The 17911-nt window shown below is 42.3% G+C and carries 15 protein-coding genes; 9 read left to right on the top strand and 6 right to left on the bottom strand.

From position 1 onward, the window contains the following. Positions 1 to 202: 202 nt before the first annotated feature. The 4 genes from N5O98_RS11190 (at position 203) to N5O98_RS11175 (ending at position 5077) form a co-directional block, all read left to right on the top strand. The gene (locus N5O98_RS11190) at positions 203 to 1396 is read left to right on the top strand and encodes a hypothetical protein (protein WP_004300629.1); all 1194 of its coding nucleotides are present in this window, start codon (positions 203 to 205) and stop codon (positions 1394 to 1396) included. A 59-nt stretch (positions 1397 to 1455) separates the two neighbouring features. Beyond that, positions 1456 to 2256 carry a DUF3805 domain-containing protein gene (locus N5O98_RS11185; protein WP_004311244.1) on the top strand — a complete coding sequence of 267 codons (801 nt, stop codon included), beginning with the start codon at positions 1456 to 1458 and terminating at the stop codon, positions 2254 to 2256. A gap of 1 nt (position 2257) precedes the next feature. Continuing rightward, complete coding sequence (locus N5O98_RS11180) at positions 2258 to 4126, top strand: ABC-F family ATP-binding cassette domain-containing protein (protein ID WP_004311243.1); 1869 nt, start codon at positions 2258 to 2260, stop codon at positions 4124 to 4126. A gap of 111 nt (positions 4127 to 4237) precedes the next feature. Next, positions 4238 to 5077 carry a histidinol-phosphatase gene (locus N5O98_RS11175; protein WP_061447519.1) on the top strand — a complete coding sequence of 280 codons (840 nt, stop codon included), beginning with the start codon at positions 4238 to 4240 and terminating at the stop codon, positions 5075 to 5077. A 1-nt stretch (position 5078) separates the two neighbouring features. On the opposite strand, the gene N5O98_RS11170 is transcribed toward N5O98_RS11175, so the two are convergent. Beyond that, a complete protein-coding gene (locus tag N5O98_RS11170; protein ID WP_004304182.1) occupies positions 5079 to 5294 on the bottom strand; it encodes a hypothetical protein in 216 nt (71 codons plus the stop codon). 26 nt (positions 5295 to 5320) lie between these two features. Further along, positions 5321 to 6556 (bottom strand): fucose isomerase, encoded by a 1236-nt coding sequence (locus tag N5O98_RS11165; protein WP_118161373.1) that lies wholly within the window; start codon positions 6554 to 6556, stop codon positions 5321 to 5323. A gap of 180 nt (positions 6557 to 6736) precedes the next feature. On the opposite strand from N5O98_RS11165, the gene N5O98_RS11160 reads away from it, so the two are divergent. From N5O98_RS11160 to rimI, 4 genes are all read left to right on the top strand, one after another. Further along, positions 6737 to 7936: a pyridoxal phosphate-dependent aminotransferase gene (locus N5O98_RS11160; RefSeq protein WP_004300623.1), complete on the top strand. Its 1200-nt coding sequence runs from the start codon at positions 6737 to 6739 to the stop codon at positions 7934 to 7936. Between the two features lie 82 nt (positions 7937 to 8018). Next, positions 8019 to 9263 (top strand): ABC transporter permease, encoded by a 1245-nt coding sequence (locus N5O98_RS11155; RefSeq protein ID WP_004314833.1) that lies wholly within the window; start codon positions 8019 to 8021, stop codon positions 9261 to 9263. A 130-nt stretch (positions 9264 to 9393) separates the two neighbouring features. Then, the gene (locus tag N5O98_RS11150) at positions 9394 to 10860 is read left to right on the top strand and encodes a RimK family protein (protein WP_004311241.1); all 1467 of its coding nucleotides are present in this window, start codon (positions 9394 to 9396) and stop codon (positions 10858 to 10860) included. Between the two features lie 2 nt (positions 10861 to 10862). Continuing rightward, the gene (gene rimI, locus N5O98_RS11145; protein WP_004311240.1) at positions 10863 to 11312 is read left to right on the top strand and encodes a ribosomal protein S18-alanine N-acetyltransferase; all 450 of its coding nucleotides are present in this window, start codon (positions 10863 to 10865) and stop codon (positions 11310 to 11312) included. 30 nt (positions 11313 to 11342) lie between these two features. Here the strand turns inward: rimI and N5O98_RS11140 are convergent, their stop codons facing one another. From N5O98_RS11140 to N5O98_RS11125, 4 genes are read right to left on the bottom strand one after another with little or no spacing between them, the layout of a single operon-like run. Further along, positions 11343 to 12515, bottom strand: coding sequence for a glycosyltransferase (locus tag N5O98_RS11140; protein WP_004311239.1), 1173 nt, complete (start codon positions 12513 to 12515; stop codon positions 11343 to 11345). Positions 12516 to 12571: 56 nt separating this feature from the next. Continuing rightward, positions 12572 to 13597, bottom strand: coding sequence for an AI-2E family transporter (locus N5O98_RS11135; RefSeq protein WP_004300618.1), 1026 nt, complete (start codon positions 13595 to 13597; stop codon positions 12572 to 12574). A gap of 57 nt (positions 13598 to 13654) precedes the next feature. Next, positions 13655 to 14908, bottom strand: a complete 1254-nt coding sequence (locus N5O98_RS11130) for a sensor histidine kinase (RefSeq protein ID WP_004300617.1) — start codon at positions 14906 to 14908, stop codon at positions 13655 to 13657. A gap of 5 nt (positions 14909 to 14913) precedes the next feature. Further along, positions 14914 to 16278, bottom strand: a complete 1365-nt coding sequence (locus N5O98_RS11125; RefSeq protein ID WP_004300616.1) for a sigma-54-dependent transcriptional regulator — start codon at positions 16276 to 16278, stop codon at positions 14914 to 14916. A gap of 326 nt (positions 16279 to 16604) precedes the next feature. On the opposite strand from N5O98_RS11125, the gene N5O98_RS11120 reads away from it, so the two are divergent. After that, positions 16605 to 17906: a TolC family protein gene (locus N5O98_RS11120; RefSeq protein WP_032843902.1), complete on the top strand. Its 1302-nt coding sequence runs from the start codon at positions 16605 to 16607 to the stop codon at positions 17904 to 17906. The last annotated feature ends 5 nt before the right edge of the window (positions 17907 to 17911 follow it).

Below are 17911 nucleotides of genomic sequence, written 5' to 3'. Positions count from 1 at the left end.
TTATTTTATCCTTTGCAAAGATGAGGAGACTTTGTTACGGGCAGATGAAACAGACGTTACAATCGTGTTACATTCCGGGAATTCCGAGAATTGATGAGGAATATGGAAGTTTTTGTTGATTGTAAGAGGAAAAACCGCTCACTATTTGTTATCTTTGTTAGCGAGATACAATAGAAACGTTTGATTATAGAAACTACAAATAATGATAAAAATTGACTTAAAACGGCATCGGAAGGAAATAATAGGATCGGTGGTGGTACTGTTAATTCTCCTTGGCGGTATGTCTGTGTTTAAATATACTTCATTCAATTCCGGTTTTGAAATTGTGGATGATCTGGGCGGAAATATATTTCCTTCAGCGATTTTGTCTGTTGCCACTACTGATGCGCAGGTGATTGTTCCGTCGGATTCTAATTATTTGGGGAATCCGAAATCGTGTATTGCTGTTCGGGTGAAGTCGAAGACAGCCTATAGCCGGGTACGGATTGAAGTGGCTGAAACGCCTTTTTTCTCCCGTTCGGTGTCGGAATTTGTACTAAACAAGCCTCGAACGGAATATACGATTTATCCTGATATCATCTGGAACTATGAAGCTCTGAAAAATGAGGTGCAGGCAGAACCGGTAAGTGTGGCTATTACTGTCGAGATGAATGGAAAAGATCTGGGGCAACGGGTGCGTACATTCTCTGTGCGCAGTATCAATGAATGTCTGTTGGGGTATGTATCGAATGGAACCAAATTCCATGATACAAGTATTTTCTTTGCTGCCTATGTCAATGAAGAGAATCCTATGATTGACCAGTTGCTTCGCGAAGCACTGAATACTCGTATTGTCAATCGCTTCTTAGGCTATCAGAGTAAGGCTAAAGGGGCGGTGGACAAGCAGGTGTATGCTCTCTGGAATATATTGCAGAAACGCAAATTCCGTTACAGTTCTGTTTCCAACACCAGCCTTTCGAGTAATGTTGTTTTCTCGCAGCGGGTTCGTACGTTTGATGATGCACTGGAATCTTCGCAGATTAATTGTGTGGACGGTAGCGTACTGTTTGCATCACTGCTTCGGGCTATAAATATCGATCCTATTCTGGTACGTACGCCGGGACACATGTTTGTGGGGTATTATACCGATAATTCACATACTGATAAGAACTTCCTAGAAACAACAATGATTGGTGATGTCGATCTGGATGACTTTTTCCCGGATGAACAGCTGGACTCCACAATGGTAGGCAAGTCGCAGAATGAAATGTCGCTATTGACTTTCGAGAAATCGAAGCAATATGCTAATAAGAAGTATAAGGAGAACGAAGAAGGTATTCATTCCGGGAAATTGAATTATATGTTTCTGGAGATTTCTAAAGATGTGCGGAGGAAAATACAGCCAATAGGGAAATGATGTTTTGTAATTCGTATTTAATTCGTACTTTTGCCAAGTAATCATTTTAAAGTAAAAGGATGCAAGGCAAGAAATTTATCTCTCCCGGAGCATGGTTTTCTATGAACTATCCATCAGACTGGAATGAGTTTGAAGATGGCGAAGGCTCTTTTCTTTTCTATAATCCCGATGTATGGACGGGGAATTTTCGTATATCCGCATTTAAAGGAAAAGCCGGTTATGGCAAAGATGCCATCCGGCAGGAACTGAAAGAGAACGATTCGGCTTCATTGGTGAAAGTCGGAACGTGGGAATGTGCGTATAGTAAAGAAATGTTTCAGGAGGAGGGAACTTATTATACTTCCCATTTGTGGATTACAGGCGTTGACGATATTGCTTTTGAATGTTCTTTCACCGTGCCTAAAGGTGGAGTTGTGAAGGAGGCGGAAGATGTAATCGCTACTTTGGAGGTACGTAAAGAAGGGCAGAAGTATCCTGCTGAATTGATTCCTGTACGTCTTTCTGAAATTTATTTGATTAATGAGGGATATGAATGGGTGGTATCTACTGTGAAGCAGGAACTGAAAAAGGATTTTCAAGGAATAGAAGAGGACTTGGAGAAACTTCAACAAGTGATTGACAGCGGTAAGATTGGTTTGAAAAAGAAAGAGGAATGGTTGGCTATTGGTATCACTGTTTGTGCAATTCTGGCAAATGAAGTGGATGGCATGGAATGGAAAACGTTGATTGACGGCAACCGGGAAGCTCCTGTTCTCCAATATAAAGATCGGACCATCGACCCGATGAAGCTCGTTTGGAGTAAAGTAAAGGCGGGAGAGCCTTGCAATGTAATAGAAGAATATAAGAAGTGTTTGGATTAAAATGGCAGTACCTTATTTACAGATAGATAACCTGACCAAGTCTTTCGGTGACTTGGTTCTTTTTGAAAATGTATCTTTGGGCATTGCCGAAGGTCAGCGGGTAGGATTAATAGCAAAGAACGGTAGTGGAAAGACTACCTTACTGAATATCATTGCCGGAAAGGAAGGTTATGATAGCGGTAATATTGTTTTTCGTCGTGATCTTCGGGTGGATTACCTGGAACAGGATCCGCAATATCCCGAAGAACTGACAGTGCTCGAAGCCTGTTTCCATCATGGTAACAGCACGGTGGAATTGATAAAGGAGTACGAACGCTGCATGGAAACCGAAGGTCATCCGGGATTGGAAAACCTCTTGGCACGTATGGATCAGGAGAAAGCTTGGGAGTATGAACAGAAAGCCAAGCAAATCCTTTCACAACTTAAAATCCGTAATTTCGATCAGAAAGTGAAGCAACTGTCCGGCGGACAGCTGAAGCGTGTTGCTTTGGCAAATGCTTTGATTACCGAACCGGACCTGTTAATCCTTGATGAGCCGACCAACCATCTGGACTTGGATATGACCGAATGGTTGGAAGATTACCTGCGTCGTACCAACCTTAGCCTGCTGATGGTGACTCACGACCGTTACTTCCTTGATCGTGTTTGCTCCGAGATTATCGAAATAGACAATCAACAAATCTACCAATATAAAGGTAACTACAGCTATTATCTCGAAAAGCGTCAGGAACGTATTGAATCTAAGAGCGTGGAAATAGAGCGTGCCAATAATCTGTATCGTACAGAACTCGACTGGATGCGCCGGATGCCGCAGGCACGCGGACATAAGGCTCGTTACCGGGAAGATGCTTTCTACGAATTGGAAAAGGTTGCGAAGCAGCGTTTTAATACTGATAATGTAAAGCTGGAAGTGAAAGCATCGTATATCGGAAGCAAGATATTCGAAGCCGACCATCTTTTCAAGAGTTTCGGAGATCTGAAGATTCTGGATGATTTCTCTTATATCTTCTCTCGTTATGAGAAGATGGGAATTGTAGGAAATAACGGAACCGGAAAATCTACTTTTATCAAGATATTGATGGGACAAGTCAAGCCTGATAGCGGAACAGTGGATATTGGCGAAACAGTTCGTTTCGGTTATTATTCGCAGGACGGACTTCAGTTTGACGAACAGATGAAAGTGATTGATGTGATACAGGATATTGCCGAAGTCATCGAATTGGGCAATGGAAAGAAGCTGACTGCTTCTCAATTTCTGCAGCATTTCCTGTTTACTCCTGAAACCCAGCATAGCTATGTCTATAAATTGAGTGGGGGAGAGCGTCGCCGTCTTTACCTTTGTACCATCCTGATGCGTAATCCTAACTTTCTAGTATTGGACGAGCCTACCAATGACCTCGATATTATCACGCTGAATGTGCTCGAAGAATATCTCCAAAACTTCAAAGGCTGTGTGATTGTCGTTTCCCATGACCGTTACTTTATGGATAAAGTAGTAGATCACCTGATGGTATTCAACGGGCAGGGAGATATCCGTGACTTCCCCGGAAATTATAGTGATTATCGTGACTGGAAAGAGGCGAAAGAACAAAAAGAGAAAGAAGCGGAGAAGCCGCAGGAAGAAAAGACCGCCCGTGTCCGCCTGAACGACAAACGTAAGATGAGCTTCAAGGAAAAGCGTGAATTCGAGCAACTGGAAAAAGAAATCGCCGAACTGGAAGCTGAAAAAACACAAATTGAGGAACTTCTTTGTAGCGGCACACTTTCCGTTGACGAATTGACTGAAAAGTCAAAACGTTTGCCCGAAGTCAATGATATGATTGACGAAAAGACAATGCGTTGGTTGGAACTTAGCGAAATAGAAGGCTGATTCGTGCCACTATATTGGCACCTTTGTGCCACTTCGATGGCACAAGTATAGTTTATTATATTCCCGGATAACCAAATAATGATAATATACCCCCAGACAATATAACCTAGTATGACAAACCTAACCAATTATCATAGCCACTGCCTGTATTGCGACGGACGAGCCAATATGGACGATTTTATTCGTTTTGCTATCAGCGAAGGGTTTACTTCTTATGGCATTTCTTCTCATGCTCCACTATCATTTTCTACCGCATGGACGATGGAGTGGGATAGAATGGAAGATTACCTTTCCGAATTCTCTCGTCTGAAAAAGAAATATGCAGGTAAGATAGAGCTTGCCATCGGTCTCGAAATTGACTACCTGAATGAAGAAAACAATCCCTCTTTGCCTTGTTTTCAAAAACTACCACTTGACTACCGGATAGGTTCTGTGCATATGTTGTATTCTCCAGAAGGGAAAATCGTAGATATTGATACCCCGGCAGATCTTTTCCGTCAATTGGTAGACAGGCACTTCGATGGTGACTTGGATTCTGTTGTCCACCTTTATTATAAGAACCTGCTCCGTATGGTAGAGCTGGGAGGATTTGATATTGTCGGCCATGCTGACAAGATGCATTATAACGCTTCCTGTTATCGTCCGGGTTTGCTTGATGAAGCATGGTATGACACGTTGGTCCGCGATTACTTCGCGGTGATTGCCGCACGTGGTTATATGGTGGAAATCAATACCAAGTCTTATCATGAGCTGGGTACATTCTATCCGAATGAACGTTATTTCCCTTTCCTGAAAGAATTGGGTATTCGGGTACAGGTGAATAGTGATGCGCACTACCCTGAAAGAATAAACAATGCCCGCTTCGAAGGGTTAGCCGCTTTGAAGAAAGCAGGTTTTACTTCGGTGGTAGAATGGCATGGGGGGAAATGGGAAGATATTCCCATAGGATAAGTTATTCCATATCCAGGATCTCTTGTTTCTCTTCATTCAACGAAATCAACGTTTTCTTTAGCTCGTCTATTCGTGAATCAATTTCAGTCAACTTCTTCAGATACATAGTTCTAGGTAGCGCATCTTCATAGGCCATGATAAACTCCTCTTTTTCGTCAAAGAGCTGCTCTATTTGCTCTTCAACTCTATTTATAGCACATGTAATTTCTCCTATCATAAATCTTTCGTTTTTTATAGATGCCTTTATTCCATCCTCTTGCAAGCATTTGCCTGGAAAAACTCGTTCAACGTATCTTCATAGTTACCATGAAGCATAATATGATGATTTCCCAGTGGATTCTTTAAGAAGTATTCGGCCGGAGTATTCATGCGGATGCGCACTTGTGTACGGCACATATTAATATAATTAGTGTTTTCAGTCAATGTTCCTGTAGACAAGTAATATTCATCCAGACATTCACCGCCACATTTTATGATCGTTACATCCCCCGTCGGAAGTAGCCCTTGTATGGCAATTCCTTTTTCTGTTTCAAAGTGATTGCGGATAATATATCTCTCCGTTTGTTTGAGACCTACGGTGCAATGTGCCAATATCAGTTCATTCGTACGGGAATTAATCATGGAAGGATTTGCCATAAATCCGTCTTTACCCGTAAGTGCTTTAACTGCTAATAGCGTAAATACAGATTGAAGATCTCCTTCACAACCTGCTATTATCCCGTCATCATTCAATAAAGATAATGCCACGCATCCGGTAGTGTCGATTTGTTCAATCAGTTTAAAGCAGTTTAATGTCAGCGCTTCCAGATTTTCTTCCTGACAGACCTTTTTGATTGCCCGGTATAATCGCATCGCTTTGATTAAATCTTCGGGAGTTCCTTCGCGGCAGGCAAGAGCTTGTGATGCTACAGCTGCGCATGATGCTCCGACTTGGTCATCCGTAATGTGTTTAAATTGTTCATAAATCCGTTCCAATGGAATATCTACATATTCGATTCCCCAACGACGTTTTGCCAACAAGTAGTCTACGTTACTGGCAACTAACCAGGAAGAAGGACTTCCAATGACTCCGATACGTTTGCCGAACAAGGAACGTTGTGCCTGGAAATTATTATAAAGTGTATGGATACGTAAGATGATAGCCGGTAATTCACCGTGCAGAATTTCACTTTTCATTCCGCGTCCCCGTAACCAGGTGGAAATTTCCAGTGCGGCAGCAAGAGAATTCTGCATGCCGTCTGCCAGTAAAATGGCGGGGCGAGGGAGGTTTTCGAAATGCTGTATGACCAGTCTTTCCACCCCACCGGTAGCGACGAAAATGATTTTGAAATCGTCACTACTAAGTTTGTCCATATCTTGATGGTCGACGAACTTTACAGTATAATATTTTTCAATCTCGCTCAAAATAGCTTCGTGCGAGCTACGTAGCGAGACTTGTTTGTGAAGTATTGAAGCGAATGAGATAAGGTGTATGGTCATTATGATATTGTTTTAAGTTTTCCGTATGACAAATGTATAGCTTTCTTTTCAATTTACCATAACGATTTTAACCTTGCTAAGGTTTTTAAAGTTTTTATGTCTCTGTATTCAAATTATTGCGTACATTTGCAGCTCCAAGTAGAAAAAGTAAATAGTAATTAGTAATTTGTAGTTAAAATTATGCCAACCATATCCATTCGCGGAAACGAGATGCCTGCATCTCCTATCAGAAAACTGGCTCCTTTGGCAGACGCTGCCAAGCAACGCGGAGTCCATGTGTTTCACCTGAACATCGGACAGCCTGATCTGCCCACTCCTCAGGCCGCGATTGACGCGATACGCAATATTGATCGTAAAGTGCTGGAATATAGCCCCAGTGCAGGTTATCGTAGCTATCGCGAAAAATTAGTGGGATATTATGCAAAGTTCAATATCAACCTTACAGCAGACGATATAATCATTACATCAGGAGGTTCGGAAGCCGTGCTTTTTTCCTTCCTTTCCTGCCTGAATCCGGGAGATGAAATTATCGTTCCGGAACCTGCATACGCTAACTATATGGCATTTGCAATCTCTGCCGGGGCTAAGATTCGTACTATTGCTACGACCATTGAAGAAGGTTTTTCTCTTCCGAAAGTAGAGAAGTTTGAAGAACTGATTAATGAACGTACGAAAGCGATTCTTATTTGTAACCCAAACAATCCTACCGGTTATTTGTATACACGTCGTGAAATGAATCAGATTCGTGACTTGGTAAAGAAGTACGATTTATTCCTTTTCTCTGATGAAGTATATCGTGAGTTCATATATACCGGTTCTCCTTATATTTCTGCCTGCCATCTGGAAGGTATTGAAAATAATGTGGTACTGATTGATTCGGTATCCAAACGATATTCCGAATGTGGTATCCGCATTGGTGCGTTGATTACCAAAAACAAGGAGATACGCGATGCTGTTATGAAGTTCTGTCAGGCTCGTTTGAGTCCTCCGTTGATTGGACAGATTGCTGCAGAAGCTTCTTTGGATGCTCCGGAAGAATATTCACGCGAAACGTATGATGAGTATGTAGAACGTCGTAAATGTTTGATTGACGGTTTGAACCGTATTCCCGGCGTTTATTCGCCCATTCCGATGGGAGCTTTCTATACAGTGGCCAAACTTCCGGTAGATGACTCCGATAAGTTCTGCGCATGGTGTCTTTCTGATTTTGAGTATGAAGGTCAGACTGTATTCATGGCTCCGGCTTCCGGTTTCTATACCACTCCGGGATCTGGAATCAACGAGGTTCGTATTGCTTACGTATTGAAAAAAGAAGATTTAACCCGTGCACTTTTTGTCTTGCAGAAGGCTTTGGAAGTGTATCCGGGAAGAACGGAATAAATTCTAGTATTAAGTATTAACCGTAGTTTCTGGGGTGTTTGTTGCTGCTACACTTAATACTTAATACCTAATACTTAAACAAATGTCTTTATCACTTTTCATAGCCCGGCGTATCTATCGTGAAAGCGATGGCGGAAAGCAGGTGTCACGTCCTGCGGTCCTCATTGCCATGGCGGGTATTGCTATTGGCTTGGCTGTGATGATTATTGCGGTGGCGGTAGTTATCGGGTTTAAAAGTGAGGTGAGAAATAAAGTCATAGGATTCGGGTCGCATATTCAGATAACTAATCTGGATGCGGTCAGTTCTTACGAAACCCATCCGATTGTGGTAGGAGACAGTATGATGACTGCTCTTGCTGATTATCCGGAGATAAGCCATGTGCAGCGTTTCTCTACTAAACCGGGTATGATTAAGACCGATGACGCTTTTCAAGGAATGGTGTTAAAAGGGGTAGGTCCGGAGTTCGACCCCCATTTTATAAAAGAGTATTTGGTAGAAGGGGAGATTCCTGTTTTCAGTGATTCAGTATCTACCAATCAAGTGCTTATCTCGAAAGCGTTGGCAACTAAAATGAAGTTGAAACTGGGAGATAAGATATATACCTATTATATACAGGATGATATTCGTGCTCGTCGCCTGACGATTGCCGGAATTTATCAGACGAACTTCTCCGAATACGACAACCTCTTTTTACTGACGGATCTCAATCTGGTGAATCGCTTGAACGGTTGGCAACCGGAACAGGTGACCGGTGTGGAATTACAGGTGAAAGATTATGATAAACTGGAAGATATAACCTATGAGATCGCAACTGATATTGACAACAGGCAAGATGAACTGGGAGGTGTGTATTATGTGCGTAACATCGAACAACTGAATCCTCAAATCTTTGCCTGGCTTGATTTATTGGATTTGAACGTATGGGTGATTCTGATTTTGATGATAGGAGTTGCCGGCTTCACCATGATTTCCGGTTTACTGATTATTATCATCGAACGCACCAATATGATTGGGATTTTAAAAGCATTAGGAGCCAATAATTTCACGATTCGCAGAACCTTTCTTTGGTTTGCAGTCTTTCTGATTGGCAAAGGCATGCTCTGGGGCAATGCCATTGGTTTGGCATTCTGTATTCTTCAATCTCAATTCGGACTTTTCAAACTTGATCCGGAGACTTATTATGTAGATACTGTCCCGGTATCTTTTAATGTTTTACTTTTTATCTTGATTAATTTGGGTACTTTGTTTGCTTCTGTATTGATGTTGATTGGCCCCTCTTTTTTAATCACTAAGATCAATCCGGCAAGCTCCATGAGATACGAATAATCCTCTTTTTTTCTACCTGTTTTCTACTGCAAAAATAATTTAGTCCGTTGCGTGATGTGGAGTGAATAATATGTCTATATTTGCGCCCAATTTACTTAATATCCTCTTGTAGGTTTAATTTTTAACCATTATGAATAATGTGTTAATCCTGTTGGATAATCTGGATGACTGGAAACCGTATTATGAGACAAGTAGTGTCCTGACTGTTTCCGACTATCTAAAAAACAAGCCGGTGGAGAAAGACCGGAAGTTAGTTATTAATCTTAGCAATGATTACAGCTATAACTCTGAAGGGTATTACTGTTCGCTGCTAGCCCAAACGAGAGGACAGAAAGTCATTCCGGATGTTGATATCATCAACAAAATGGAGGTTGGAACGGGGGTGCGGATGGACCGTAGTCTGCAAGCCCTTTGTTATCAATGGATACAGAAGAATGACATCAAGGATGATATCTGGTACCTGAATATTTACTTTGGCAAATGCCGGGAAAAAGGTCTGGAACGGATTGCGCGTTTTATTTTCGAGAATTACCCTTGCCCATTGTTAAGAGTGGCTTTGAATACTCATCCCAGAAATCAGATCGAGGGCATTCATTTTCTTCCCCTGAATCAGCTTAATGATGCAGAGCAGGATTTCTTTGCCAATACGCTGGATAACTTTAACAAGAAAATATGGCGTGCACCGAAGTCGGCAAAGGCTTCCCGTTACAGTCTCGCTGTATTGGTCGATCCACAGGAGAAATTTCCTCCCAGCAATAAAGGTGCTCTGCACAAATTGACTGAGGTAGCTAAGAAAATGAACATCCATGTGGAGATGATAACCGAAGATGATGCTATCCGTTTGCTCGAATTTGATGCCTTGTTTATTCGTACTACAACTTCGCTCAATCATTATACATTCCATTTGTCACAGTTGGCTGCACAAAACGGAATGGCTGTCATTGACGATCCGTTGTCTATCATCCGGTGTACGAACAAAGTGTATCTGAAAGAACTTTTTGAGAAGGAAAAGATATCTGCTCCCAAGTCTACATTGATTTTTCAATCCAGCCATCATTCGTTCGAACAGATAAGCGAACAGGTGGGCGCTCCTTTTATCCTGAAAATACCGGATGGCTCTTATTCCATTGGTATGAAAAAGGTGTCGAACGAAGAAGAACTGCAAGCCAGTCTGAAGATACTGTTTGAAAAATCGGCTATCTTGTTGGCACAGGCATTTACTCCAACGGAGTTTGACTGGCGTGTCGGTCTATTGAACGGTGTACCGCTCTATGCCTGCAAATATTATATGGCGAAAGGACATTGGCAAATTTACTGTCACTATGATTCGGGCAGAAGCCGTTGTGGATTGGTAGATACGATTCCTATTTATCAGGTGCCTCGTGTGGTATTGGATACAGCTGTAAAGGCTGCCAATCTGATAGGAAAAGGGTTGTATGGAGTCGATCTGAAAATGGTGGATGATAAGGCTTATGTAATTGAAATCAATGATAATCCGAGTATCGATCATGGACTGGAAGATGCCATTATCGGTGATGAAATGTATTACCGCTTGTTGAATCACTTTGAACAAGTGCTAGAAACAAAACATTATTGATTATGGAGCCGATAATCGTCCGTAAAGCACAGCAGGCAGACATTCCCGCTATTTTGGAAATAGAGTGGGAGTGTTTCCGGGAAGACAGTTTTTCAATAGAGCAGTTTGCCTATCTGATAAGCCGTTCGAAAGGAACTTTCTATGTGATGATGGAGGCGGATAGGGTGATCGCTTATGTCTCCCTGTTATTTCATGGGGGAACTCGCTATTTAAGAATCTATTCGATAGCTGTTCATCCGGATTATAGAGGAAGAGGACTGGGGCAGGTATTGATGGACCAGACGATTCAGACGGCCGGTGAATGTAAGGCTGCAAAGATTACGCTTGAAGTGAAAGTGACCAATACTTCCGCTATCGGGCTATATATGAAAAATGGCTTTATTCCAACAGGAATAAAGCCATGCTATTATCACGATGGTTCGGATGCTATTTATATGCAGCGATTGATTTAACAATAAGTCTGTCTTCTCACGAAATCCGGTTTATCTTCTCATGAAATCTCCTTTTCCCCGGAAGAAACGGCAGAGTTTGAACTTCAATGACTGTACAGGTTGGATAAGGTCGAAAACAGGTAACGAGAAATAGTATTTTCGTCCTCCACCCATTTCTTTTGCCGTGCGGTTGATAATGACAGCTTGTACTGTAAAGCGCAGTAACCACATCAGGAATGCGATGCCTGCTACTAGCCAGTGGAAATTAAGTATCCCGAATACGATACCTGCTATACAGGCAATATAGAATAACAAACGGGAGAATGTCTCAAATCCCAGGAGGTAACGCTGTATTCCGTGGTAGAATCTGGCAGTAGCCATATAACTAACCTTTTCTTCTTTCCAATCTTTGTAGCGATATACGGGCTGTATCCGTGTGGTAGCGTTGAAGTCTGTTTCAACACGGGTGTTGGCGGAGGTAGCTAGTTCATTAATGAATAAATCATCTTCTCCACGTTGCAGATTCAGGTATTTGGAGAAACCTTTCTGTTGAAAGAATAGTTCTTTCCGGTAAGCCAGGTTGCGTCCGATACCGATATAAGGTTTTCCGGCTAGCGCGAATCCCAGATAGCGCAAAGACTGGAACAAAGTATCGAATGCAGTACGTTTGTGCAACCATCCCTTTGTGCGGTCGTATCCGCTATATCCCAACACAATTTGGGTCTGCGGAGTGAAATTACGTGCCATCAGTTTTAGCCACTGGTTGCTGGCGGGCATACAGTTTGTTTCCGTAAATACGAGCCAGTCATGTTTGCTGGCTTTGATGCCTAACGTTAGAGCCAGTTTCTTATGACTGATATAGCGTGCACTTTCGGGCGTAAAACTATGATAAAGATGAGGATATTTTTCTTCCATCACTCCCAGTATATCCTCGGTATCATCTGTGGAAGCATCATTGATGACAATCACTTCAAATTGTGGATAGTCCTGTTCCAGAATGGCAGGTAGAATTTTACGAAGATTTTCAGCCTCATTGCGTGCACGGAGAATCACGGAAAGTGGAGGCAGTTCTCGTATGAAATGCACCTCTTCTTTGCCTACAGCTTTATTGTGGACATGTATTCGATTGTACAGGCCGAAATAATAAATGAGCTGGATGATAAAAAGAATACCTGCCACCGATAAAAGAATCAGTTCGACAGTATTGAATGTAAATGTTTCCATCAAATTTTAGTGTCGTTTTTACAGCCGCAAAAGTACACAATTTTTCGGTAGTTTCGTCATCTCGATGGGAGGTTATTTCGCAAGTCGAGATATTCTTTCTTGAACATATCCACAAAAAGAAAGAATAATGAAAGCAGCAACGGACCGAAGATGACTCCCATAAACCCGAATATCGGCAGGCCGATGACTACTCCGAAAATAGTGATAAGCGGATGTGTATCCGCCATCTTCTTTTGAAGGATGAACCGGATAAGGTTGTCCGATTGCGATACGACGATAGCTCCATAGCCAAAAAGCCCGATGGCGTTGAACCAGTCTCCGCTGATGGCAAGATAAGCGGCTACAGGAAACCATACCAATGCCGTACCTACCATCGGAATGATGGTTGCAAAGCAGGTCAGGAATCCCAGCATCAGTATGTTGGGTGCTCCGAAAAGCAGATAGCCTATCATAGCCACGCCTCCCTGAATGATAGCCAGTAAGGGAATGCCGATAGCATTGGAACGGACAATCATATTGATTTCGTGAATGACTTCCTGCGTATTGGTTTCATTAAATGGCAGAATGTCATTGACATAAGCTTCCATCTTTTTTCCTCCAATCAGCATGAAGTAAAGCACAAAGATCATGACGAACAGGTTGATGGCAAGGCTGCTGATGCTTTCCATTATAATTTGTCCGATACGGGGAAGTATGGACATGATGAATGACAGCGTATCTTTTCCCAATACATCGTATCCTGTTTTCTCTTTGATGAATTCTGCTACCTGTTGAATAGGTGCAATATAGGTCTGTGGATCCAGATTGATATCCTGTAACTTGTTTGCCACCATCCAGACAGTCAATCCCAAAGGGATAAGAAAGACGAAAATCGTTTCTGCGGTAATCAACAGTGCGCTGATGCTTCGTTTCAGCTTTCGTTTTTCTACCAGATGATTCATCTGTCCGCGTACAAGAATGTAGATGGTGAGTGCTCCCAGCAATCCCCCCAGAAAAGGAGTGATTTGGCGGAAGATGATGACTCCCATAAACAGGATGATGACAATGAGGGAATATTTCCAGTATTGTTCTTTGGTGCTCATATCGTGTAAAATTCGTTTATATGATAATAAACACTCGAAGGCCGTGAAAGGTTTGTTTTACAGTGAAATGTCGATATGAAAAATTGTTTTACCGGGACGGCTTTCCAAAATAGACAAATGACCGTTGTGGTTACGGATGATTTGTCGGCAGAGACTTAATCCGATACCGGTTCCTTCGGATTTGGTGGTGAAGAACGGAATGAATATTTTTTCCTGCAGTTCATCGGGGATACCGGGACCATTGTCTGTGACGTCGATAGATATATGCTCGTCCCGATATGCATAAATTTCGATTGCTCCGTCTGTTCTTCCGTCTAACGCCTGAATGGAGTTTCTAAGGAGATTGAGCAGGACTTGGGATAGCTGGTTCTCGTCTCCATCCATGTCGATGAATTCCGGCTGACAGGTAAGTGTGAAATGAATCTGATTTTCCTGAAAATCGGTAGACAGGAGTTCTTGCAGATTTTGCAGGAGGGCTGTTAGTGAAAACCGTTTCCTTTCCGGTTGGGGCAGATAGGAGAGACGACGGAAAGATTCGGTAAATTCCAGCAGGCGTTCACTTTGTGCCTGGATGATATGAAGTCCGCGAAGTGTTTTTTCGCTGTTGTCCGGATATGCGGATAATGTTTGCGACAGGGAGATGATGGGAGCAATGGTATTCATGATTTCGTGGGTAAGCACGTGGCTTAGCTTGTTCCATGATTCACTCTCTTTATCATTCAGTTCATTGCTGATATCCTTGATGGATAAGATGGTAATAGTTTCGTTCTGTAATTTCATCTGGTTTTGAGACAGACTAAGTCGTTCTTTCTTCTCTTTTTCCTGCAGGATAGGTTTCAGTTGGTCGTATTGGGCTAGTTGCTGGCATCCCAATAAAGTCAGTGCGGCACTGTTGGCCATCATTATTTTTCCGGAAGAATCCCATGCCAACACACCGCTAGGGACTTCTTCCAATAGCGAACGGTAGAAATGTTCCTGCTTTGAATATTCAGCTTGAGTTCGGATGAGCAGGGCATTGATACGGTTGAGTGAACGATTCAGCATTTCCTGTTCCCGGCTGACATTGTTTTCGGGGAAATAGAGCATATTGTCTTTGTCTTCTATCGCATCGAAGAAAAGGCGTAATTTTTGGTTGAAAGAGTTTAGCTTATTCACTAATCTTCCAATCTGAAACAAGGAGCAGATAACCAGTAATATCCCTATTACCACTCCTTGTTGGGAAATAATGAGCCATAGACCTGTTCCTGCGGTAGCAAGAATAAATAGGATATGTCCTAATGTGGTCCAATATATATGTCGGCTGAATAGCATACGGCTTAGGGCTTAAATCGTTTCAGTTTATTGTAGAGCGTTTGTCGGCTGATACCAAGTTGTTCGGCCGCAGCAGTCAGGTTTCCATTATTTTGCAAGATGGCCGTCTCGATGGCTTGTCGTTCCACTTCTTCCAGATTGGGCACCGCTTGGACTGTCTGTGGTTTCCAAGTCTGTTTCACCAGAATATCTTTAGGACGTATCACGTTGCTTTCGCATAAAATAACCGCCTTTTCGATGGTGTGTTGCAGTTCCCGGATATTGCCCGGCCAATGATAGGAGCGTAGCTTTTCAATCGTTTGCTCATGCATTCGCATTTCCGGTCGTTGATATTTGGAAGCGAAGCGATGAAGAAAAGCATCGATGAATAATAATAGATCATCTCCCCGTTCTCTCAAAGGGGGAATTTCCAGATGGATGGTATTGATGCGATAGAATAAGTCTTCGCGGAACAAACCTTCTTTAATCATCTCCGGTATGTCTTTGTTGGTGGCGGAGATGAGTCGGATATCAACGGGAATCACTTTGTTGCTTCCGATTCGGGTGATATTTCGGTTTTGTAGTACAGTCAGTAGTTTGGCCTGCAATGCAAGAGGGAGATTTCCGATTTCATCCATAAAAAGCGAACCACCATTGGCGGCTTCGAATTTACCCGGACGGCTTTCATAAGCATCAGTAAACGCTCCACGTTCGTGTCCGAAGAGTTCACTCTCAAAGAGCGATTCGCTGATAGCCCCCATATCGACACTAAGTAACTGACGGGTGTTTCGTGAAGATAAGCGATGTATTTCCCTGGCTAACATCTCTTTTCCTGTTCCGTTTTCTCCGGTTATCAGGATATTGGCATCGGTTTTGGCGACTTTAGTAACTACCTTAATTAGCTGTAGCATTGCAGGGGAATGACCGATCAACATTTCTGACTTATTCAGATTTTCATCACCGGATGCTTTCTGGGTTGATTTGGGAGAGTTTTTATGATGGGTTGGACGATTGTTTTGATAGGCTTCCTTTATTTTCTGTATCAGTATGTGGTTATCCCATGGTTTTAGTAGAAAATCTGTTGCACCATTCTTCAGTGCTTTAACGGCTAATTCTACATCACCGTAGGCGGTTAGCATAATAACGGGCAGTGAAGGGCGGATTTCATGGATATGTTTCAGCCAGTACAGTCCCTCGTTACCATTGTTGATTCCTGCTGAAAAGTTCATATCCAGAATCACAATATCAATCGGAGTGGTAGATAAGATGGTCGTGATTTGATTAGGATTGGCAGCTGTGCGGACTGTGCTGAACACATTCTCGAGTAATAACTCCAGTGAGGCTAATACACTCTTATTGTCGTCTACAATTAAAATCGTTCCTGTTTCCATACGCAAGATTGGGGGCTCTGTCCGTTGAATGTTCCTTTAAAGTTTCCGGGTAAAGGTATCTGTTTTTGATTTTCTTTGCAAGGGAGTGTCCAATAATTAGACGTTTTCATACAAAGTTTATGCTGGAATGAGTCAGAACGAGTTAGAATAGGGTAGAATAGAGGGATTCTCTCGGTAATGTCCAATTATTGGACGTTAGGGCGTTTAATTTTTGGACGGTGGAAGAATTATGTAATTTCTATTTGTTTTATAATCAATTATTTATGATTTGTGGCATTGCATTTGCTTTTATCATCCTGCTATCACACAATCATATATTATAAAGGATGAAAAGATTTCTTTTACTACTATTGCTTTCAGTGCCGGTTTTCCTGCTAGCCCAATCCGCTATGAGTTTGGACGATTGCATTCGTTTGGCTTATAAACAGAATCCGGCTGTACGTAACGGAGTTATCGGCATAAAGGAAACGAAAGCGGATTATATAGCTTCTGTCGGTGCTTTCCTGCCGCACATAGTGGTTAATGCGGAAACAGGCAAACGATTCGGACGTTCGCTGGATCCTGACACCAATGGGTATACCAGTGAATCTTTTGAAGAGGGAACGGTGGGACTCGATATGACACTTTCCTTATTTGAAGGCTTTTCGCGTATCAATCAGGTGCGTTTCCGGAAAATGAACAAAGAACGTAGTGAATGGGAGCTGAAAGAGAAACAGAATGAACTGGCCTATCAGGTGACGGATGCTTATTACAAACTGATTCTGGAGAGAAAATTGCTCGATCTTGCTTTGGAACAAAGCCGGTTGAGCGAAAGGTATTTGAAACAGACAGAGGTCTTCGTGGAACTGGGATTGAAATCAGCTTCCGATTTACAGGAGGTGAAAGCACGCCGGGAGGGAGATATTTATCGTTATCAGTCGCGCGAAAATAGCAGTCGGATCGCTTTATTACATCTGAAACAATTAATGAATATCCAGCCGGGCGACACACTCGCTATTCTGGATACGATTACAGCATCCCAATTACCACCATATTCTGTTTCGACTGTGGAAACTCTATACGCACAATCTATCGAAATATTGCCCTCCATACGTATGATTGATTTGAAACAAAAAGCAGCTCATAAAGAGTATGCGATAGCGGGAGGAGCTTTCTCACCCTCTGTCTTTGCTCGTTTCACCGTCGGTTCCAATTATTATAATACAGCTTTCTCGGCCAGACAATTGCGTGATAATATAGGAAAATATGTGGGTGTTGGCATCTCCTTTCCCCTGCTAAGCGGTTTGCAACGTTTGACCAATCAGCGCAAGCTGAAATTGAATATGTATCGGCTCAAAAACGAAGAAGAACTTGAAAAACAACAATTATATACGGATATTGAGCAAACACTCCTTTCTCTTCACACCGGATATAGTGAACATCAGCAGGCATTATCACAACTTGACGCTGAAACACTGGTACTGAAAGAATCCGAACGGAAATGGGAAGAGGGATTGATTTCCGTCTTTCAACTGATGGAAGCCCGTAACCGGTTTATTGCTGCCAAAGCAGAACTGGTTCGTGTACGCTTGCAAATAGAAATGATGATGAAACTAGAAAAATATTATCGACAAGGAACTTTTTTATAAACCAT

The organism is Bacteroides sp. LFL-34 (genome assembly GCF_027257075.1).
In the GTDB taxonomy this organism is placed as follows: Bacteria; Bacteroidota; Bacteroidia; order Bacteroidales; family Bacteroidaceae; genus Bacteroides; species Bacteroides ovatus.
This window is presented reverse-complemented; position numbering and strand designations above follow the sequence as displayed.